Source organism: Neoroseomonas oryzicola, assembly GCF_012163135.1.
In the GTDB taxonomy this organism is placed as follows: Bacteria; Pseudomonadota; Alphaproteobacteria; order Acetobacterales; family Acetobacteraceae; genus Neoroseomonas; species Neoroseomonas oryzicola.
In genome coordinates, this window is the sequence record NZ_JAAVUP010000003.1 from 476,028 (window position 1) to 494,063 (window position 18,036).

18 protein-coding genes are annotated in these 18,036 nt (G+C 72.4%); 11 read left to right on the forward strand and 7 right to left on the reverse strand.

Translation table 11 applies throughout. The features are described 5' to 3' along the window. Nucleotides 1-4: 4 nt before the first annotated feature. From GWK15_RS13765 to GWK15_RS13780, 4 genes are read left to right on the forward strand one after another with little or no spacing between them, the layout of a single operon-like run. Nucleotides 5-1,783 (forward strand): hypothetical protein, encoded by a 1,779-nt coding sequence (locus GWK15_RS13765; RefSeq protein ID WP_168041900.1) that lies wholly within the window; start codon nucleotides 5-7, stop codon nucleotides 1,781-1,783. Between the two features lie 26 nt (nucleotides 1,784-1,809). After that, nucleotides 1,810-2,982: a bifunctional phosphopantothenoylcysteine decarboxylase/phosphopantothenate--cysteine ligase CoaBC gene (gene coaBC / locus GWK15_RS13770; protein ID WP_168041901.1), complete on the forward strand. Its 1,173-nt coding sequence runs from the start codon at nucleotides 1,810-1,812 to the stop codon at nucleotides 2,980-2,982. Next, a complete protein-coding gene (gene dut / locus GWK15_RS13775) occupies nucleotides 2,979-3,431 on the forward strand; it encodes a dUTP diphosphatase (RefSeq protein ID WP_168041902.1) in 453 nt (150 codons plus the stop codon). The genes coaBC and dut overlap by 4 nt, the downstream gene beginning before the upstream one ends. Nucleotides 3,432-3,468: 37 nt before the next feature. Beyond that, nucleotides 3,469-4,812 (forward strand): tetratricopeptide repeat protein, encoded by a 1,344-nt coding sequence (locus GWK15_RS13780; protein ID WP_168041903.1) that lies wholly within the window; start codon nucleotides 3,469-3,471, stop codon nucleotides 4,810-4,812. Between the two features lie 184 nt (nucleotides 4,813-4,996). On the opposite strand, the gene GWK15_RS13785 is transcribed toward GWK15_RS13780, so the two are convergent. The 4 genes from GWK15_RS13785 to GWK15_RS13800 form a co-directional block, all read right to left on the reverse strand. Beyond that, nucleotides 4,997-6,604, reverse strand: coding sequence for a glycosyltransferase family 39 protein (locus tag GWK15_RS13785; RefSeq protein ID WP_168041904.1), 1,608 nt, complete (start codon nucleotides 6,602-6,604; stop codon nucleotides 4,997-4,999). After that, entirely contained in the window at nucleotides 6,601-7,995 is a 1,395-nt protein-coding gene (locus GWK15_RS13790) for an amidase (protein WP_168041905.1), read from the reverse strand. The genes GWK15_RS13785 and GWK15_RS13790 overlap by 4 nt, the downstream gene beginning before the upstream one ends. Continuing rightward, nucleotides 7,992-8,177, reverse strand: coding sequence for a hypothetical protein (locus tag GWK15_RS13795; RefSeq protein WP_168041906.1), 186 nt, complete (start codon nucleotides 8,175-8,177; stop codon nucleotides 7,992-7,994). The genes GWK15_RS13790 and GWK15_RS13795 overlap by 4 nt, the downstream gene beginning before the upstream one ends. Before the next feature lie 95 nt (nucleotides 8,178-8,272). After that, nucleotides 8,273-8,680 carry a globin family protein gene (locus GWK15_RS13800; protein ID WP_168041907.1) on the reverse strand — a complete coding sequence of 136 codons (408 nt, stop codon included), beginning with the start codon at nucleotides 8,678-8,680 and terminating at the stop codon, nucleotides 8,273-8,275. 274 nt (nucleotides 8,681-8,954) lie between these two features. Between GWK15_RS13800 and GWK15_RS13805 the strand changes: the two genes are divergently transcribed. Both GWK15_RS13805 and GWK15_RS13810 read left to right on the forward strand, forming a co-directional pair. Further along, on the forward strand, nucleotides 8,955-10,154 hold the full coding sequence (locus GWK15_RS13805; RefSeq protein WP_168041908.1) for a CaiB/BaiF CoA transferase family protein: 1,200 nt from the start codon (nucleotides 8,955-8,957) through the stop codon (nucleotides 10,152-10,154). A 20-nt stretch (nucleotides 10,155-10,174) separates the two neighbouring features. Beyond that, nucleotides 10,175-10,699 carry a biotin transporter BioY gene (locus GWK15_RS13810; protein WP_168041909.1) on the forward strand — a complete coding sequence of 175 codons (525 nt, stop codon included), beginning with the start codon at nucleotides 10,175-10,177 and terminating at the stop codon, nucleotides 10,697-10,699. Nucleotides 10,700-10,748: 49 nt separating this feature from the next. Here GWK15_RS13810 and GWK15_RS13815 read toward each other — a convergent pair whose 3' ends face one another. Further along, nucleotides 10,749-11,603, reverse strand: a complete 855-nt coding sequence (locus GWK15_RS13815) for a branched-chain amino acid aminotransferase (RefSeq protein ID WP_168041910.1) — start codon at nucleotides 11,601-11,603, stop codon at nucleotides 10,749-10,751. A 39-nt stretch (nucleotides 11,604-11,642) separates the two neighbouring features. Continuing rightward, entirely contained in the window at nucleotides 11,643-12,407 is a 765-nt protein-coding gene (locus GWK15_RS13820; protein WP_168041911.1) for a GntR family transcriptional regulator, read from the reverse strand. 62 nt (nucleotides 12,408-12,469) lie between these two features. On the opposite strand from GWK15_RS13820, the gene GWK15_RS13825 reads away from it, so the two are divergent. Continuing rightward, nucleotides 12,470-12,754, forward strand: coding sequence for a UxaA family hydrolase (locus GWK15_RS13825; protein WP_168041912.1), 285 nt, complete (start codon nucleotides 12,470-12,472; stop codon nucleotides 12,752-12,754). A 13-nt stretch (nucleotides 12,755-12,767) separates the two neighbouring features. Further along, the gene (locus GWK15_RS13830; RefSeq protein ID WP_168041913.1) at nucleotides 12,768-13,943 is read left to right on the forward strand and encodes a UxaA family hydrolase; all 1,176 of its coding nucleotides are present in this window, start codon (nucleotides 12,768-12,770) and stop codon (nucleotides 13,941-13,943) included. 107 nt (nucleotides 13,944-14,050) lie between these two features. On the opposite strand, the gene GWK15_RS13835 is transcribed toward GWK15_RS13830, so the two are convergent. Continuing rightward, complete coding sequence (locus tag GWK15_RS13835; protein ID WP_168041914.1) at nucleotides 14,051-15,226, reverse strand: amidohydrolase; 1,176 nt, start codon at nucleotides 15,224-15,226, stop codon at nucleotides 14,051-14,053. Nucleotides 15,227-15,326: 100 nt separating this feature from the next. On the opposite strand from GWK15_RS13835, the gene GWK15_RS13840 reads away from it, so the two are divergent. Genes GWK15_RS13840 through GWK15_RS26575 form a run of 3 tightly spaced genes read left to right on the forward strand, consistent with a single transcriptional unit; the run spans nucleotide 15,327 to nucleotide 18,036 of the window. Continuing rightward, on the forward strand, nucleotides 15,327-16,304 hold the full coding sequence (locus tag GWK15_RS13840; protein ID WP_168041915.1) for a Bug family tripartite tricarboxylate transporter substrate binding protein: 978 nt from the start codon (nucleotides 15,327-15,329) through the stop codon (nucleotides 16,302-16,304). After that, nucleotides 16,304-17,305 (forward strand): Ldh family oxidoreductase, encoded by a 1,002-nt coding sequence (locus GWK15_RS13845; RefSeq protein WP_209442185.1) that lies wholly within the window; start codon nucleotides 16,304-16,306, stop codon nucleotides 17,303-17,305. The genes GWK15_RS13840 and GWK15_RS13845 overlap by 1 nt, the downstream gene beginning before the upstream one ends. Beyond that, entirely contained in the window at nucleotides 17,302-18,036 is a 735-nt protein-coding gene (locus tag GWK15_RS26575; protein WP_168041916.1) for a TrmH family RNA methyltransferase, read from the forward strand. Before GWK15_RS13845 ends, GWK15_RS26575 begins: the two co-directional genes overlap by 4 nt.

Sequence of the window (18,036 nt, forward strand, 5' to 3'; positions counted from 1 at the left end):
CGGCATGAGCGGATCCTCCCTGGACGCGCTGCGGGACGGGCTGGCGCGCGGCATGGCGCGCTTCCTCGCCCCGGCGCGCCTGCCGGACGGCTTCGCCCCCGCCTTCGCCACCGCCCCGCGCGGCAACCGCTTCGAGGTCGCGGCCAATGCCGCGGCGGCCGAGGCACTGGCCCATCCGCTGCTCGGCGGCGCGGAGGGGGCGATCGACCTTCTGCTCTCGCTGGCCGCCACGGGCCGCGCGCCGCGCAGCCTCGGCCCCGCGCGGATCGCGGTGGAGGACGAGACGCCGCGGTCCTTCCGCATCGCGACGCCGCACCACCGCTTCGAGGGCAACCTGCTGCGCGGGGAGATCCGCCAGTTCCTCCCCGGCGAGGACGGGCCGCCCGCGCTGCTGCATTCGGGCAACCTGGTCGAGTTCACCTGGCGCGGCCGCAAGCATTGCCTCGATGTCGAGGACGCCATCACGACCGCCGCCATCGAGCCGACCGACCGCGGCGTGCGCCTGGTCCATGAAGGCGTCGTGGCCGGGCAGGGGCGCTTTTCGCGCGGCGCGGCGACGGACCTCGCGCGGCTGCGCTATGCCTACGAGATCCGCGCCGACAGCCCCGCCGTCACGCTGACCGTGACGCTGGCGCCGCTGCCGGGCATCGCGCTGGACCGCGTGCGCGTCACCACCGCCTGCGACGGGATGAGCGCCGGGGAGGGCGTGGACTACGGCACGCTGGTGTTCGGGGAAGGCGAGGCGGCGCGCCGCGTGCCGAGCCCGAACGGCGAGAACGTCACGCTGCACGAAGGCCCCGTCGCGGCCTATGGCGCGCGGCAGGACCGCGCCCCGGCGCGGGCGCTGTCGCTGACCATCCGTCCCTGCGGCCCGGCGCCGCTGCTCAGCGTCAAGGCGAGCGGTCCCGCCGAGCGCCGCCTGCACTGGCTGCTGACGCGCTACGCCGCCGAACGCCTTGCGGCCGGCGCGACGCTGGAAGCGCGCGAGGAGCGCGTGCTGTTGCGCGGCCTCGCCGCCCCGCTCACCGCGCCGCGCGGGGCGGAGGCGACCTCCGTCGCGCCCGTCGCGGTGGTGGCGCAGGCACTCGCGACCCATGCCCTGCTCGCGCCCGGGGACCGCGGCGCGGCGCTGCGCGAGGGCGCCGCACGTGCATTGATCGCCTTCGATGCGGAAGGCGCGGCGCCGGCGGACCTCGCCCAGGCGCTCATGGCGGCCGAGGCGCTGCATCGCATCACCGGTGAGGCGACGCTGGTGCCGCGCATGGAGGCGCTCGCGGCCGCGCTGATGGCCGCGCAGCGCGAGGCGGGCGTGTTCCGGGAAGCCGGCGCCGCGCGCGGGTCCGTCGCCGACCATGCGACGGCGCTGCTGGCGCTCGCCCGCCGGCAGCTGCTCGCGCCCTCCGACGCGCAGGCCGATGCGATCCGCCGCGGCGTCGCGGCAATCGGGCTGGCGACGGTGGACGGGCCGCTCGACGTGCTCGCGCTACGAGGCGATGCGCCCGCCGCCGCGACCGAGGACCTCGCCCGCCTTCTGCGCGCCCTGCGCGCCGTGCAGGCCGCGCGCGCGGCACGGCGGCTCGCCATGCCGGAGGAGGAGGCCCGCCGCCTCGCCTTCCTCGCCGAGACCGCCACGACGCTGCTGCAGGCCCGCATCCGGCCCGAGGGCGACGCGCTGGTCGTCGCCGCCGGCGCGCCCGGCACCGCCTCCTCGCTCGCCGCCCAGGCGGCGGCGCTTGCCGCCCTGCTGCCGCCCGAGAGCGCGGCGGTCCGGGTGGCGGCCTGATCCCCGGCCGGCTAGGCTCCGCCCCCATGCGTATCCTGCTGATCGTCTCGGGCTCGGTCGCCGCCTACAAGGCGCTGGAACTGACGCGCCTGCTGCGCCGCGACGGCGACGAGGTCATGGCCGTGCTGACCGCCGGGGGCGCGCGCTTCGTCACGAAGGAAGCGCTTGCCGCCATCACGGGGCAGCGCGTGCATGACGACCTCTGGGCCGCGGAGGCCGAGATCGGCCATATCCGCCTGGCGCGCTGGCCCGACCTCATCGCCGTGGTGCCGGCCTCGGCCGACCTGCTGGCCAAGATGGCGCATGGGCTGACGGACGACCTCGCGACCTGCGTGCTGCTCGCCACGCGGGCGAAGGTGCTGGTCGCCCCCGCGATGAACCCGGCGATGTGGGCGCATCCGGCGACGCAGGCGAACATGGCGGCACTTCGTGCACGCGGCGTGATCGTCGCGGGCCCCGATGACGGGCCGATGGCCGAACCGGAAAGCGGCCCCGGCCGCCTCATGGAACCGCCCGCGCTGCGCGAGGCGATCCGCGCCGTGCTGGCGGATGGCCCGCTCGCCGGGAAGCACGTGATCGTCACCAGCGGGCCGACGCGTGAGCCGATCGACCCGGTGCGCTACATCGCCAACCGGTCCTCGGGGAAGCAGGGGCATGCCATCGCCGGCGCGCTCGCCGCGCTGGGCGCAAAGGTGACGCTGGTCAGCGGCCCGGTCGCGCAGCCCGACCCGCCCGGCGTGCGCGTTGTGCGGATCGAATCCGCGCGCGACATGCTCGCCGCCTGCGAGGCCGCGCTGCCCGCCGATGCCGCCGTCTGCGCCGCCGCGGTCGCCGACTGGCGCACCGCGCGCGCCGCCGACCAGAAGTTGAAGAAGGTGCCGGGCGAGGCGCCGCCGCCGCTCGACCTGGCGCTGAACCCGGACATCCTCGCGACGCTCTCGGCGGCGGGTCCGTCGCGCCCGCGCCTCGTCGTCGGCTTCGCGGCGGAAACCGAATCCGTCGTCGCCAATGCCGTGACCAAGCGCGCCAAGAAGGGCTGCGACTGGATCGTCGCCAACGACGTCTCGGGCGACGTGATGGGCGGCACGGAAAACGCCGTCCACCTGGTGACGGATGCCGGCGTCGAGGACTGGCCGCGCATGGCGAAGGAGGAGGTCGCGCGCCGCCTCGCCGCGCGCATCGCGGAGGCATTGCAGTGACCAACCCCGTCATCGACGTCGTCCGCCTGCCCCACGCGCAGGACCTGCCGCTGCCCTCCTACGCCACCGATGGCGCGGCGGGGATGGACCTGCTGGCCGCAGTGATGTCCGCGGTCGTCATCCCGCCGGGCGGTCGGATGCTGGTGCCGACCGGCCTGCGCATCGCCATTCCTACCGGCTACGAATTGCAGGTGCGCCCGCGATCGGGCCTCGCGCTCAAGAACGGCATCGTGCTGCCGAACAGCCCGGGGACGATCGACGAGGATTACCGCGGGGAGCTCGGCGTCATCGTGATGAATGCCGGCGACGCGCCCTTCACGGTGGAACGCGGCATGCGCATCGCGCAGGCGGTCCTCGCCCCTGTGGTGCGCGCCGCCTGGCGGGAGGTCGCGGAACTGCCGGACACCGCGCGCGGCGCCGGCGGATTCGGATCGACCGGGACCGGCTGAACGCCGCGCGGCGCGCGGCAGGGTGGGAGGAGAACGCATGCCGACCGATGCCCAGGGCCATGCCCTGACCGCTGCCTCGGACGCCGCCGCGGCTGCCTATGACCATGTCGTGCAGGGCTACCTGAAGTATCGCGCCGATGCCGGGCTGCGGCTGAAGGCAGCGCTCGCCCTCGACCCCGAGATGGCGATGGGCCAGGTGCTGCAGGGCGCCTTCGCCATGCTCGCCTACAACACGCAGCATGTGCCGCGCGCACGGGACGCCGCGACCGCGGCCGCGCGCTTCGCAGGCAACGACCGGGAGCGCGCGCACGCCGCGGCGCTGATGCGCTGGGCCGAGGGCGACGTGGACGGCGCGCTCGCGGCATGGGAGGCGATCCTCGCGCAGCATCCGCGCGACATCCTCGCCTTCCGGCTGCACCATTTCTGCGCCTTCTGGCTCGGGCGCGCAGGGCAGATGCTGCGATCAGTGAACTCGGTCGGGCCGCACTGGTCGGCCGCGGTGCCGGGCTTCGGCAGCATCCTCGCCTGCCGCTGCTTCGCCAATGAGGAATGCGGGCACTACACCGAGGCCGAGGAAGCCGGCCGCGCCGCCGTCATGCTCGATCCCGGCGACCTCTGGGCGACGCATGGCGTGGCGCATGTGCTCGAGATGCAGGGCCGTCGCGGCGAGGGGATCGCCTGGCTCAAGGCGCTCGAGCAGCATTGGGACGGCGGGTCGAACCTGCTGCATCACCTGTGGTGGCACCGCGCGATGTATCACCTCGAGCGCGGCGAGCATGACGAGGTGCTGGATCTGTACGACCGCGGCTTCCGCAACCTCGGCAGCGCGCTGACCCAGGCGATGCCGGACCTCTACATCGACGTGCAGAACGCGGCGTCGATGCTGTTCCGCCTGCGGCGCCAGGGCGTCGATGTCGGCAACCGGTGGGAGGAACTCGCCGACAAGGCCGAGGCGCGGATCGGGGACTGCCTGTCCGCCTTCACCCTGCCGCACTGGATGATGGCGCTGACGGCAACCGGGCGCTTCCAGGCCGCGGCGCGCATGCTGGACGGGATGCGCGAGGCCGCGTCGAAGCCCGGCACCATCGCGCCGATCCTGCGCGACGCCGCGATCCCGGTCTCCGAGGCGGTGCTCGCCCATGCCCAGGGCGACCATGCGCGGGCGGTGGAGGCGATGCGTCCCGCTCTGTCCGTGATGCACCGCATGGGCGGCAGCCACGCGCAGCAGGACGTGCTGGAGCAGTTGTTCCTCGACGCGGCGATGAAGGCCGGCGCGACGGAGGATGTGCGCATGCTGCTCGAACGCGTGGCGGGGCGGCATCCGGTCGCGCCGGAGCGGCGGGCGGGGTATGCGGAGGCGGCAAAGGCCGTGCGGCACTAGGCGTGCTGCCGAGAGGGGCGCCGCCCCTCTCGGGCTCTCCCCGCCAAAGGCCGAAGGGCCTTTGGGAACCATCACTTGGTTCCAGCGTGGCGACTGCCCGGCTTGGCGCCAGGTATCGGTTTCCAAAGGCCTTTCGGCCTTTGGCGGGGAGGTTTGGAGGGGCAGCGCCCCTCCATCACCCGCCCTATTTCAATCGCCAGATCTCCACCGGCCCCCGTTCCTCCGGCACCGCGGCGACGAGGTCGTAGTTCTCCTGCAGCGCCTCGTCGACCATCGCGGCGATGCGCGGGCGCACGTTCGGCCACCAGCCGCGGTCCACCACGATCACCTGCGGGTTGGTCGACAGGATGCGCTCGACCTCCTCGTTCGGGTCGATGCCGGTGACGCTCCAGTAGCGGCCGACGAGCTGGTCGGGGAAGGCGAAGCGCGTCGCGAGCCCCGCCTTGGCCAGCACGTAGACGGCCGGATGGTAGTTCACCACCCAGATCGGTTCGCCGGGCTCGATCTCCCGCCGCACGGCGCGGGCGACGGCCCGCACCGGGTCGGGCGAGCCCAGCCCGATCGCGGCGTAGAGCCGCGGTATGGTCGAGGACCGCCAGGCATCGGTCGCCACGCCGCCGACGATGACCGCGAAGGCCAGCACCACGAGGCCCGGCCGCGCCACATGCGCCAGCCGCCGCGCGCCCAGCGCGGCGAGCAGCGACAGCGGCGGGATCCAGATCAGGTAGTAGTGCTGGAAGTACATGCCCGGCATCACCACCGCCGCCGTCGCCGCGGCGAACCAGACGATGGCGAGGCGCCGCAGCAACGCGACCGGCCCCTGCTTCACCCGCGGCCGCACCACCGCCGGGATCACCAGCATGAAGGCCCAGAACAGGATCATCGCCGCGATCAGCGTGTAGCGCCCGGCGTCGAGCAGCCCGACGCGCGCGCCCGCATATCGCATGGGCGCCAGGAAGGCGCCGACGATGAAGTCCTCGAGATGCCCGCGAACCCAGTAGGCCAGGCCGAAAAGCAGCGTCGGCGAGGCGCAGAGCACCGCATAGGCCGCGGCGTAGAGCAGCACGCGCGAGGTCGGCAGCAGCCCGCGCCACCAGGCCGGCCCGACCAGCAGCAGCCAGGCGAGGCAGCCCTCGAACACTGCGACCGGCTTGATCGCCAGCGCGAAGCCGATCATCACGCCCATCGCGAGGATCTTGCGGAAGGGCGGCGCCTCGTTGTTCTCCAGCGCGCGGCGTGCCGCGCGCAGGCCGAGCGCCATGGACCACGCCGTCAGCGGCGCGAAGAGCACTTCCGTATTGGTCGCGAGCCCGCCGAGCAGCGTCGTGTGCGCGAGGTACAACAGCCCCGCCGCAAGCCCGATCGCCGGCGGCGCGGTGGCGAAGCGCACCATGGCATAGAGCGCCCAGGCGGTGAGCCAGGTGCCCAACAGCCCGAGCAGCCGCGGCACCCAGATCTGCTCGCCCAGCAGCCCCATGATCGCGGCGAAGAGCGCCGGCGCGCCGACGGGGTGCATGTCCCACACCGCATCGAGCGGCCAGTTGCCGCGCAGCCATTCGCGGGCCTGCAGCATGTACAGGCCTTCGTCGGAATCGATCACCGCCGCGGCGAAGGAGAAGGCGCGCAGCAGCACCGCCGCGAGCAGCAGGATCAGCGGCACCGCCGCTCCGCGCAGGGCGCGCCGCATCCGCGACCCCGCCGCGACGCGGCGTAACACCGTGGGCGTGGAGGCCGCGAGGGTTTCGGTGGTGGTGCCGTCGGGGCTCATGCGGTGCCGCCCAGTGCGCCTCACGGCGCCGGGCGCATCTCCTTCCAGGGCGCGGCGCGCTCGTAGCCATAGGCGCCGCGATAGACCGTCGCCTCGTCGAAGCAGCGGCCGACGAGCTGCAGCGACAGCGGCAGGCCCTCGGCCTGCGACAGGCCGCACATCAGCGTCAGCGCCGGATGGCCGGTGACGTTGAAGGGCGTGCGCGCCTGGCGCGGGTAGGTGATCTCCACGGCCTCGGGATCATCGATGCGGCAGGCGGGATCCATCGACGACGCGGTGAGCAGCAGGTCGCAATCCTGCAGCGCGGCCTCGACCGCGGCGAACAGTTCGCGGCGCCGGCGCTGCGCCTGGACGTAGTCCTCCGCGCGCACGAAGAGGCCCGGGGCGAGCCGCTTGCGCGTCAGGTTCGAATAGCCCTCCGGCGCCTCGCGCAGCCAGCGTCCGTGGATGGCGGCGGCCTCGGAGAGCAGGATGGCGCGGTTCACGCCGGCGAACTCGGTCAGCGACGGCAGGGTGACGGTCCTCACCTTCGCCCCTTCCTTCGCCATGACGCGCGCGGCGGTTTCGAGGGCGGCGGCGACCTCGGCCGTGGCGGGCTGGTCGGTCTCGTGGAAGTGGCGGACGAAGCCGATGGTCAGCCCCTTCAGCCCCTTGCGCAGGTGGCGCGCCTGATTGGTCGTGCGGCGCGCGACGCTGCCGGGATCCTCGGGGTCATGGCCCGCGATGGCGTTCAGCAGCATCGCGTTGGAGGCGACGTCCTTGGTCATGGGCCCGACATGGTCGAGCGTATAGGCGAGGGGGAAGACGCCGCGGCGGGAGACGAGGCCATAGGTCGGCTTCATGCCGACGATGCCGCAATGGCTCGCCGGATGCCGCACCGATCCGCCGGTGTCGGTGCCGAGCGCGGCGGGAAGGATGTTCGCCCCCACGATCGAACCCGAGCCAGAGGACGACCCGCCCGGATGATGCGCCGTGTTCCACGGGTTGCGCGCCGGCGGGAAGGGCAGGTCGAAGGCGGGCCCGCCGATGGCGAATTCATGCGTGGCGAGTTTCACGGGGAACACCGCGCCCGCCGCACGCAGCCGCGCGACGACGTCGGCGTCCACGCTCTTCATGTTGTCGAGCAGGTGCCGCGAGTGGCAGGTGGTCGGGTGGCCGGCGAGGTCGATGATGTCCTTCAGCCCGACCGGCAGCCCGTCGATCGGGGATCGCGGCCCCGACCGCGCGATGCGCCGCGCGGCCTTCTTCGCGTCCTCCCGCGCCGCGTCCCACAGCGGCAGGATGGTGGTGTTGAGCCGCGGCTCCAGCGCCTCGAACCGCGCGCGCAGCGCGTCGAGGTATTCGACCGGCGAGACGCGGCGCCGCGCGATCGCGGCCGAGGCCTCGGCCAGCGTCAGTTCGTGCAGCGGCTTCATCGTGCGGCCTGGCGCGGCGTGACCGCGAAGGCGGGCATCGGCTCGGCGCGTTCGTCGGCCGGTCGCGGAAAGGCGGTGGCGAGACGCTTCGCATGCGCGACCGCCTCGACGATTTCCGCGCCGCGGTCGCGCCACGCATCCCCCAGGCCCGCGGCGCGGGCCACCGCTTCGTCGTCTGTCATGGTCTCCCGACCCCCCGGTTCCAGGCACGGCAAGGTGCCGCAAAAGGGCCGGGGGCGGAAGTTGCGCCGTCCCGGTGGCGACGGCGTGGCGAAGGTCAGGCGGCGGCGCGGCGCATCACGCCCGAGAGCAGCGAATAGGCAGCCGTCCACGCCTCCGAGGCGTCCTTCGTCCAGGCCTCGCCGAGGCCCTTTTCCAGCGTCCAGAGCAGCGCGGCGCCGACGCTGTCGTATTGTTCCGCGGTCACGCCGTAGTTGACGTGGCGGCGCGCGAGCGCCTCCGCGGCCGGAACGATCTCGGCCGGGCGGGACAGGCCCGCGACGACCGAGTTCAGCATGAGCATGAGCTTGCGCTTCTGCTCCGGCAGCGTGTCCGACTTGAAGAGCGGCCGCGACGTCGGGTCGATCGCGAAGAGCCGATCGTAGAAGAGGTCCGCGGCGGTATCCGCGATGGGCAGCACCTGCTTCCAGGTGTCCTGCACGATGCGAGTCTGGTCCGGGGTCATGCCTGCCTCCTTCGAACGCGCGCCGAGCCTAGCGTTGTGCAGTGCGTCAAAGCAGCAAGGATCGTCACAGAGGGGGCGCAGGCCCGGTCCGGCCTTGCCCCGGGCGATCGCCGTGCGGCGTTGCGGGCGGCACGGCATGGAGGGCGGGCCCGACCCTCATGACTTGCGCGGGCGAATTGGTGTCCTTGGGTTGAGTCGATCGAGCCGCTCTCGCCGAAGGGTTGCTGCCGTGGCGGATTTTCCGACCGCCCCGTTCCGGCGTATGCATCGCGGCATGACGCAGGCACCGAACCTCCCGCTCGCCGGGCTGAAGATCGTCGAGCTCGGCCACTACATCGCCGCCCCCTTCGCGACGCGGCTGCTCGCGGACCTCGGTGCCGAGGTGGTGAAGGTCGAGCCCCCCGGCGGCGACCCGGTGCGCGGCTGGGGATCGAGCGTCGAGGGCAACGCCGTCTGGTTCAGCGTGCATGGCCGCAACAAGCTGTCGGTGACGCTCGACCTCAAGAAGGCCGAGGACCGCGAGAAGCTCGCCGCGCTGCTGAAGCGCGCCGATGCGCTGATCGAGAATTTCCGCGCCGGCTACCTCGAGCGCATTGGCCTCGGCCCCGATGTGCTGCACCAGGCGAACCCCCGCCTCGTGATCGGGCGGATCTCCGGCTACGGGCAGGAAGGCCCCTATCGCGACAAGCCCGCCTTCGGCGCGATCGGGGAGGCGATGGGCGGGCTGCGCCACCTCACGGCCAATCCGGGGCAGACCGAATACCCCCCGCCGCGCTGCGGCGTGTCGATCAGCGACGACCTCGCGGGGATGTACTGCGCCATGGCGGTCACCGCGGCCTGCTGGCAGGTGAAGGGCGACCCGGCGGCGAAGGGGCGCGTGGTCGATGTCGACCTGGTGTCCAGCGTCTTCTCGCTGATGGAAGGCATGCTGCCGGAGTACGGCCTGTTCGGCTGGGTGCGGCAGCCCCAGGGGGCGGCGATCAAGACCGCGGCGCCGACCAACACCTATCCCTGCGCCGACGGCAAGTGGCTGTGCATCGCGGGCAATTCCGACCTGATCTTCAAGCGCCTGATGGCCGCGATCGGCCGGCCCGCCATGGCCGAGGATCCGCGCTTCGCCAACAATGCCGGCCGCTGCGAGAATGTCGCCGAGCTCGACGCCGCCATCGCGGACTGGACGAAGACCCAGCCGGCCGCCGCGGCCGAGGCGATCCTCGAGGCCGCCGAGGTGCCCTGTTCCCGCCTGTTCGACATGGCGGACTGCGCCAACGACCCGCATTTCCGCGACCGCGGCTGGGTGATGGAAGTGCAGGACCCGCTGCTCGGCCAGGTGCTGCATCCCGCCGCCCCCTTCCGCTTCGACGGCGTCAGCCCGCAGCAGATGGTGCGCTGGCCGGGCCCCCCGGCCGGGGCGCACAACGAGAAGGTCTTCGCCGCCGTCGCGCGTGGCGAGGCCGGGCCGATCTCTCCCTGAACCAACCAAGGACAAGAACGATGACGAAGATCACGGCCGCCCTGCGCGGCGTGCCGGCGCTGCGCTTCGGCGCGATGGCGCTGCTCGGCTCCGCGGTGCTCGCGGCGTCCGCGCAGATCAGCCTGCCGATGTGGCCGGTGCCGGCGACGCTGCAGTCGCTGGCGGTGCTGCTGCTGGGCGCGCTCGGCGGGTCACGCCTGGGCGCGGCGAGCGTCGCGCTCTACCTTGCCGAGGGCGCGATGGGCCTGCCCGTCTTCGCAAATGCGACGGGCGGCATCGCGGTGCTGGCGGGCCCGACGGCGGGCTACCTGCTGGGCTTCCTGCCGGCGGCCTGGCTCGCGGGGCTGGTGGGCAGCGCGTGGCCACGCCAGGTGTTGGTGCTGGCGGCCGCGCATCTGCTGCTGTTCGTGCCGGGTGTCGCCTGGCTCGCCGGCTTCGTCGGTTGGGAACGCGCGCTGATGGCCGGCTTCGTGCTGTTCCTGCCGGGCACGGCGGTGAAGACCGCGCTGGCCTTCGCCGTGCTGCGGGCGGCCCGGCGGGGCTGATCCGCGCGCCGCGACCCCGCGCCGTGATGCACGGCGCGGGGCGTGGGCTTCAGGCGACCTTGGGCTGGGCTTCCATCCAGCGCCAGTACATCTCGCGCGCCTGCGTCGCGAAGCGGCCGATCTGCATGTCGCGGCCGTTGTAGCGGGTGCAGGGCTGCACCTTGGCGTAGTTGCCGGTCGAGAAGATCTCGTCCGCCGTGTCGAGTTCCACCGGCTTCACCGCGCGTTCCTCGACCGTCACGCCGGCATCGCGGAACAGGCCGATGATGCGCTGGCGGGTGATGCCGTTGAGGAAGGTGTGGTTCACCGCCGGGGTGACGACCTTGCCGTCCTTGGCGAACCAGAGATTCGCGCTGGCGAATTCGGCGACATGGCCGAAGGCGTCGCACATCACCGCATTGTCCGCGCCCTGGGTCGCCGCGAAGGAGGAAGCGCGCGCGCCGTTCGGATAGAGGCAGGCGGCCTTGGCGTCGGTCGGCGCCATTTCCGGCGTCGGGCGGCGGAAGGGCGCCATCACGGCCGAGAAGCCGGCCCATTTCGGGATCGGGCTGTCATAGATCGCGAGGATGAAGTCGGTGCTGTCCGGATCCGGCCGCGCGGCGCCGAGGCCCTTGCGGATGAAGAACATCGGGCGGACGTAGAGCTCCGCCTCCGGGCCCATGCGGCGGATGCCCTCGCGGCACAGCGCCTCGATCTCGGCGGGCGTCTTGGTCGGCTTCATCAGCATCGCCTTGGCCGAGGCGACGGCGCGGGCGCAGTGGCGGTCGAGGTCCGGCGCCCAGCCCTTGATGGCCCGCGCCCCGTCGAAGATGACCGAACCCAGCCAGAAGGCGTGGTCCATCGGGCCGAGCACCTTCGGCTCCTCGGTCGACCAGGTTCCATCGTACCAGTAGACGCCGGCCATGGTGGCTTTCTCCCCTGTCAGCCCCGTGTCTGTGCCACGTCAGGCAAGGGTGTTGAAGTATTCATGCTCCCGCGTGTCCGCATGGGAGATGCGCATTTCCACCGGCCGGTCCCCGATCGCGAGCGCAATGCGCTGGATCCGCAGCACGGGCGCGCCCGGCGCCAGGCCGAAGGCGGCGGCGACCTCGGTGGGCGCCGCCACGGCCCGGAGCCGTTCGTCGGTGCGGATCACCGAATGGCCGAAGCCCTTCTGGTACAGGCCGTAGACCGTGCCTTCCCGCCCCGCGAAGGCGGCGCGGTCGAGGCCGGGGAACAGGACCTTCGGCAGCCACAACTCATCGAGCACCACGGGCCGCCCCCCTATGCGCTGGAGGTTGCGCGCGACGATCATCGGCGCGCGCGGCGCCACGCCGAGATGCGGCGCGATCGAGGCCGGGCAGGGGACCGAGGCGCGGAAGTCGAGCAGTTCCGTCTCGGGCAGCAGGCGTGCCCCGCCTTCGGCGCGGATGTGGAAGAAGTAGAAGGCGGTGCGGTCGGGGCCGTCGCGCAGCGGGCGCGCCATGGCGTCGATGTCGGGCACGAAGGTGCCCTTGCCCTGCCGGCGCACCAGGGCGCGGGCGGCCACCAGCTCATCGACCGCGCGGCGCACCGTGCCGATGGCGCAGCCGAAGCGCGCGGCGAGCTTCGCCTCGGATGGCAGGGGCGTGCCGGCCGGGTACTCGCCGCCGGCCAGCGCCGCTTCCAGCGAATCCCGGATCAGGCGCCAGAGGGGCGGTTCCGCGTTCACGGCAGTCATATAACTCATCTAGTTGACCGTGGGTCAAGCGCGGCCTAGCCTTCCGCCACCCAATGGATAGGGAGGGAACGATGACGATCCATTTCGTCGTCCACGACGAAGGCGATTCCGTCGGCGTGGTGGTGGTCGAGGGCCTGAAGGCGGGCACGAAGCTCACCGGCTGGATCATGGACCAGGACAAGCTGATCGAGTTCGATGCGAAGAACGACATCCCGATCGGCCACAAGCTGGCGATCAAGGGGATCGGCAACGGCGACACCATCATCAAGTATGGCGTCGACATAGGGCGCGCGGTGAAGGACATCGGCGCGGGCGAGCACCTGCACGTGCACAACGTCAAGACGAAGCGCTGGTAAGGGAGCCGCGACGATGAGCATCGACCTCAAGAACGCCTCCTTCGAAGGCTGGCGCCGCGACAACGGCCGCATGGGCGTGCGCAACCACGTCCTGATCCTGCCGGTGGACGACATCTCCAACGCCGCGGCCGAGGGCGTGGCGCGCAACATCCAGGGCTGCATCGCCATCCCGCACGCCTACGGGCGCCTCCAGTTCGGCGCCGACCTCGACCTGCACTTCCGCACCATCATCGGCACCGGGTGCAACCCGAACGTCGCGGCGGTGGTGGTGATCGGCATCGAGCTCGGCTGGGCCGGCAAGGTCGCCGAGGGGATCGCCAAGACCGGCAAGCCGGTCGAGTACTTCGCCATCGAGCAGAACGGCGACATCGCGACCATCGCGAACGCTTCCCGCGCCGCCTACCGCATGGTGAAGTACGCCACCGCGCTCAAGAAGACGCGCGCACCGCTGCAGGACCTCTGGGTCTCGACCAAGTGCGGCGAGTCCGACACCACCTCGGGCCTCGCGTCCTGCCCGACCGTCGGCAATTCCTTCGACAAGCTCTGGGAGAACGGCAACACGCTGGTCTTCGGCGAGACGACGGAACTCACCGGCGGCGAGCACCTGGTCGCGGCGCGCTGCAAGACGCCCGAGATCCGCGACCAGTTCATGCGGATGTTCGACCGCTACCAGGCGGTGGTCGAGGCCAACAAGACCTCCGACCTGTCCGAGAGCCAGCCGACCAAGGGCAACATCGAGGGTGGCCTGACCACCATCGAGGAGAAGGCGCTCGGCAACATCCAGAAGATCGGCAAGAAGTGCACGGTCGACGGCGTGCTCGACAAGGCCGAGGAGCCGACGCATCCGGGCCTGTGGTTCATGGATTCGTCCTCCGCCGCGGCGGAGATGGTGACGCTCTGCGCAGCCTCGGGCTTCGCGGTGCACACCTTCCCGACCGGCCAGGGCAACGTGATCGGCAACCCGATCCTGCCGGTCATCAAGCTGACCGCGAACCCGCGCACGATGCGGACCATGTCCGAGCACATCGACGTCGACGTGACCGGCATCCTGCAGCGGAAGATGAACATGGATGATGCGGGCGAGGCGCTGCTCGACTGCATCATCCGCACTGCGGACGGGCAGCACACGGCGGCCGAGATCCTCGGTCACCGCGAATACAGCCTCACGCGCCTGTACGAAAGCGCCTGACGCGTGCCGGAGAGGGGCGTCGTCCCTCTCCGGACCGCACCCCGCCACAGATCGAAGGGCCGTTGGTGGGGGATGCTCGAAGGGGGCTTTGCCCCCTTCGATCCGTCTCAGCCGACGCGTGCCAGCTTCTGCTCCACCAGCGTCGCGAGCATCCCCGCGCCATAGGGGATCGCCGCGTCGTTGAAGTCGTAATGCGGGTTGTGCACGTCGCAGCCGCCCGCATCGCCCGTGCCGTTGCCGACATGGATGTAGGCGCCGGGCTTCTCGAGCAGCATGTAGGCGAAGTCCTCGCTGCCCATCACCGGGGAACGGTTGCGCTCGACATGCGGCTCGCCCACCAGCGCGGCCGCGGCGTCGGCCATCGCGGTCGCTTCCTCGGGCGTGTTGATGGTCGGCGCGGCGATCTCGCGCCAGGTCACCTCGGCGGTGGCGCCGAAGCCGGCGGCGACGGATTGCGCGACGGCGCGCATCCGTTCCTCGAGCACGCGCATCGTCTCGACGCGGAAGGCGCGCACCGTGCCCTTCAGCGCGACGCTGTCGGGGATGACGTTGTAGGCCTCGCCCGCGGTGAAGCCGGTCACGCTGATCACCGCGGAATCGAGCGCGCCGACGTTGCGCGACACGATGGTCTGCAGCGCCGAGACGATCTGCGCGCCGGCGATCACCGGATCCACCGTCGATTCCGGCCGCGCGCCGTGCCCGCCGCGGCCCTGCACCACGATGTCGAAGAACACCGCGCCGGCCATCACCGGGCCGGGGCGGATCGCGAACTGCCCGACCGGCAGGCCCGGGCGGTTGTGCAGCCCGTAGACCGCGTCGCAGGGGAAGCGCTCGAACAGCCCGTCGGCCAGCATCGCCTGCGCGCCGCCGCGGCCTTCCTCGGCCGGCTGGAAGATGAAGTGGACCGTGCCGTCGAAGTTCTTCGTCTCCGCCAGGTAGCGCGCGGCGGCGAGCAGGATGGTGGTGTGCCCGTCATGGCCGCAGCCATGCATCTTGCCCTCGATGGTCGAGCGATGGGCGAAGGTGTTGGCCTCGGGCATCGGCAGCGCGTCCATGTCCGCGCGCAGGCCGATCCGGCCCTGGCCGTTGCCGTTGCGCAGCACGCCGACGACGCCGGTCCTGCCGACGCCGCGATGCACCTCGATGCCCCAGGAGGCCAGGCGCTCGGCGACCAGGGCGCTGGTGCGCACCTCCTCGAAGCCGAGTTCGGGATGGGCGTGGAAGTCGCGCCGCCAGGCGGTGAATTCGTCCTGCCAGTCGCGGATCCGGTCCACAGCGGTCACGCGCTTCTCCGTTCTGTCATGGTGAAAGCGTCCCTATAGGGCGTGGCAAGGGTCCTGGGCTACGGTTCCTGCCAACAAGATCAACAGGAGGAACGCGAATATGGTCCAACGTCGTACGATCCTGGCCGGCATTCCCGCGGCGGCGCTGTTCGCGCCCGCGGTATCCCGCGCTCAGGCAGGCTTTCCCGACCGCACCGTCCGCTACATCGTGCCCTTCCCGCCCGGGGGCCTGACCGACATCATGGCGCGCCTGGTCGGGCAGAAGCTGTCCGAGATCTGGGCCAAGCCGGTCGTCATCGAGAACCGCGCCGGCGGCAACGCCCTGATCGGCGCCGATGCGGTGGCGAAGAGCGCGCCCGACGGCCACACCCTGCTCGCCATCACCATGACGCATACGGTGAACGCGACGCTGTTCCCGCACGCGCCCTTCGACTTCCGCCGCGACCTCACGACGATCTCGGTGCTCGGCTCGCTGCCGCTGGTCGTGGTGGTGAATGCGGAGAAGAGCCCGGCGCGCAGCCTCGCCGACCTGCTCGCGCTCGCGCGCACGCAGCGGCTGAATGCGGGGTCCTCGGGCAACGGGTCGCCGCCGCATCTGGGGCTCGAGCTCGTGCGCGGCGTCGCGCAGGCGGGCGACAACATCACCCATGTGCCCTATCGCGGCGGGGCACCTTCGGTGACCGACCTCGCGGCCGGCAACCTCGACTTCATGGTCTCGAACCTGCCGGAATGCATCGCGCAGATCCAGGGCGGGCGGCTGCGCCCCCTTGCCATCACCTCCGCCACCCGGCATCCCCTGGTGCCGGACGTTCCGACGGTGAAGGAGGCGGGTCAGCCCGCGCTCGAGATGACGAACTGGACCGCCATGATGGCGCCTGCCGCGGTGCCGGCGCCGCTGCTGGCGAAGATCGAGACGGACACGCTCGCCGCGATCCGCGACCCCGAGGTCTCGCGCAAGGCGCGCGACGGCGGCTTCACGGTCGAGGGCTGGGACCGCGCGCGCTCCGTCGCCTATGTGGCGGAGGAGACCGCGCGCTGGGCGCGGCTGATCCAGGAAGCGGGGCTGCGCGCGGACTGATGCGACTGTCACTCACCGAAGCGGAATCCCTCGCCCGCGCCGCGCTGGCCGGCGCGGGGGCTTCGCCCGAGATGGCGGCGGCGACGGCGCGTGCGCTCGCCGCCGCCGAGGCGGCAGGACAGGCGGGCCACGGCCTGTCCCGCGTGCCGCAATACGCGGCCTTCCTGAAGAACGGCCGCGCCGACGGCGCCGCCACGCCGCGCATCGTGAACGAGCGCGGCGGCGCGGTGCTGGTCGATGCGCGGCACGGCCTCGCCTATCCGGCGCTCGCGCTGGCGGAACGCGAGGCCGCCTGGCGCGCGCGGGCGCATGGCGTCGCCTTCGCCGGCGTGACCAATTCCCACCATTCTGGCGCGATGGGCCTGCCGGTGGCGCGGCTGGCGGACCAGGGCCTGGTCGCGCTCGCCTTCACCAATTCGCCGGCGGCGATGCCGGTGCCGGGTGGCCGCCGCCCGTTGATGGGCACCAACCCGGTCGCCGCCGCCTTCCCGCGCCGCGGCGCGCCGCCGATCGTGATCGACATGGCGCTGTCCGAGGTGGCGCGCGGCAAGATCATGGTCGCCGCCAAGGAAGGCCGCCCGATCCCCGAGGGCTGGGCGCTCGACGCCGAGGGTCGCCCGACCACCGACGCCAAGGCCGCGCTCTCGGGCGCGATGCTGGCGATGGGCGGGACCAAGGGCGCGCTGCTTGCCATGGTGGTGGAACTGCTCTGCGTCGCGTTGACCGGCGCGGCCTTCGGCTTCGAGGCGGATTCCTTCTTCGAGGACGAGGGCAACCGGCCGCGCCTCGGCCAGGCGCTGCTGGTGGTCGATCCCGGCGCGCTGGCCGGTGCCGACGCCTTCGCGCATCGGATCGAGGCCTTCCTCGGCGCCATGGCCGCCGAGGAGGGTGTCCGCCTGCCGGGCAGCCGGCGCGACGCGCTGTCGGCCCGCGCGGCCGCGCAGGGCATCGACATCCCCGACGCGCTGCATCAGCGCCTGACGGCCCTCGCCGCCGCGTGACCCGGGCCGCCGATCTCGACCGCCATTGCGGCCCCGCCGCGGTCGCCGCCGTCTTCGCGCGGCGGCCCCAGGACGTGATGCGCTTCTTCTACGTGGCCGAGCGGCGGCGGGAGGCGGGGCCGCATTGCGCCGCGCTCGCCCGGCTGCGCAGGCCCTACCGGGAGGTGCAGCCCGCCGACCTCGCGCGCATCGCGGGCACGCAGCACCATGGCGGCATCGTCGCGCTGGCCCTGCCGCGCGCGGTCCCCGCGCTCGATCCCCGCAACCCGCCCGAGGCGCTGCGCGCCGCGCGCGTGACTCCGGTGCTGGACGGCATCGGCAATCCGCACAACCTCGGCGCCATCGCCCGGTCGGCCGCCTTCTTCGGGTGCCGCGCGCTGGTGCTGTCGGGGGATCCGCGCCAGGCCGGGCTGTCGGATGCCGCCTTCAGAACCTCGGAAGGCGGGCTCGAGGCGCTGGACCTTTTCGTCGCCGCCGACCTGCCGATCGCCCTGCGGGCGATGTCGCCGGGCATCCTCACCGCCGCGGCGGTGCCGCGCGGGGGCGTGCCGCCTGCCGCCCTGCCCCGCGACGTGCCGGTTGCCCTCGTCCTGGGCAACGAGGAGGACGGGCTGTCCCCCGCCACGGTGGCCGCCTGCGCCCTGCGGGTCACGCTGCCCGCCGCCGGCCCGGTCGAGAGCCTGAACGTCTCCGTCGCCGCCGCGGTCTTGATCCACGCCCTTGCGGGCTGA

What these genes read in the sequence shown, in the direction of transcription:
- GWK15_RS13765 (WP_168041900.1), top strand. Translation starts at nt 5, where the DNA reads ATGAGCGGATCCTCCCTGGACGCGCTGCGGGACGGGCTGGCGCGCGGC.
- coaBC (WP_168041901.1), top strand. Translation starts at nt 1,810, where the DNA reads ATGCGTATCCTGCTGATCGTCTCGGGCTCGGTCGCCGCCTACAAGGCG.
- GWK15_RS13780 (WP_168041903.1), top strand. Translation starts at nt 3,469, where the DNA reads ATGCCGACCGATGCCCAGGGCCATGCCCTGACCGCTGCCTCGGACGCC.
- GWK15_RS13790 (WP_168041905.1), bottom strand. Translation starts at nt 7,995, where the DNA reads ATGAAGCCGCTGCACGAACTGACGCTGGCCGAGGCCTCGGCCGCGATC.
- GWK15_RS13795 (WP_168041906.1), bottom strand. Translation starts at nt 8,177, where the DNA reads ATGACAGACGACGAAGCGGTGGCCCGCGCCGCGGGCCTGGGGGATGCG.
- GWK15_RS13800 (WP_168041907.1), bottom strand. Translation starts at nt 8,680, where the DNA reads ATGACCCCGGACCAGACTCGCATCGTGCAGGACACCTGGAAGCAGGTG.
- GWK15_RS13805 (WP_168041908.1), top strand. Translation starts at nt 8,955, where the DNA reads ATGACGCAGGCACCGAACCTCCCGCTCGCCGGGCTGAAGATCGTCGAG.
- GWK15_RS13810 (WP_168041909.1), top strand. Translation starts at nt 10,175, where the DNA reads ATGACGAAGATCACGGCCGCCCTGCGCGGCGTGCCGGCGCTGCGCTTC.
- GWK15_RS13815 (WP_168041910.1), bottom strand. Translation starts at nt 11,603, where the DNA reads ATGGCCGGCGTCTACTGGTACGATGGAACCTGGTCGACCGAGGAGCCG.
- GWK15_RS13820 (WP_168041911.1), bottom strand. Translation starts at nt 12,407, where the DNA reads ATGAGTTATATGACTGCCGTGAACGCGGAACCGCCCCTCTGGCGCCTG.
- GWK15_RS13825 (WP_168041912.1), top strand. Translation starts at nt 12,470, where the DNA reads ATGACGATCCATTTCGTCGTCCACGACGAAGGCGATTCCGTCGGCGTG.
- GWK15_RS13830 (WP_168041913.1), top strand. Translation starts at nt 12,768, where the DNA reads ATGAGCATCGACCTCAAGAACGCCTCCTTCGAAGGCTGGCGCCGCGAC.
- GWK15_RS13840 (WP_168041915.1), top strand. Translation starts at nt 15,327, where the DNA reads ATGGTCCAACGTCGTACGATCCTGGCCGGCATTCCCGCGGCGGCGCTG.
- GWK15_RS13845 (WP_209442185.1), top strand. Translation starts at nt 16,304, where the DNA reads ATGCGACTGTCACTCACCGAAGCGGAATCCCTCGCCCGCGCCGCGCTG.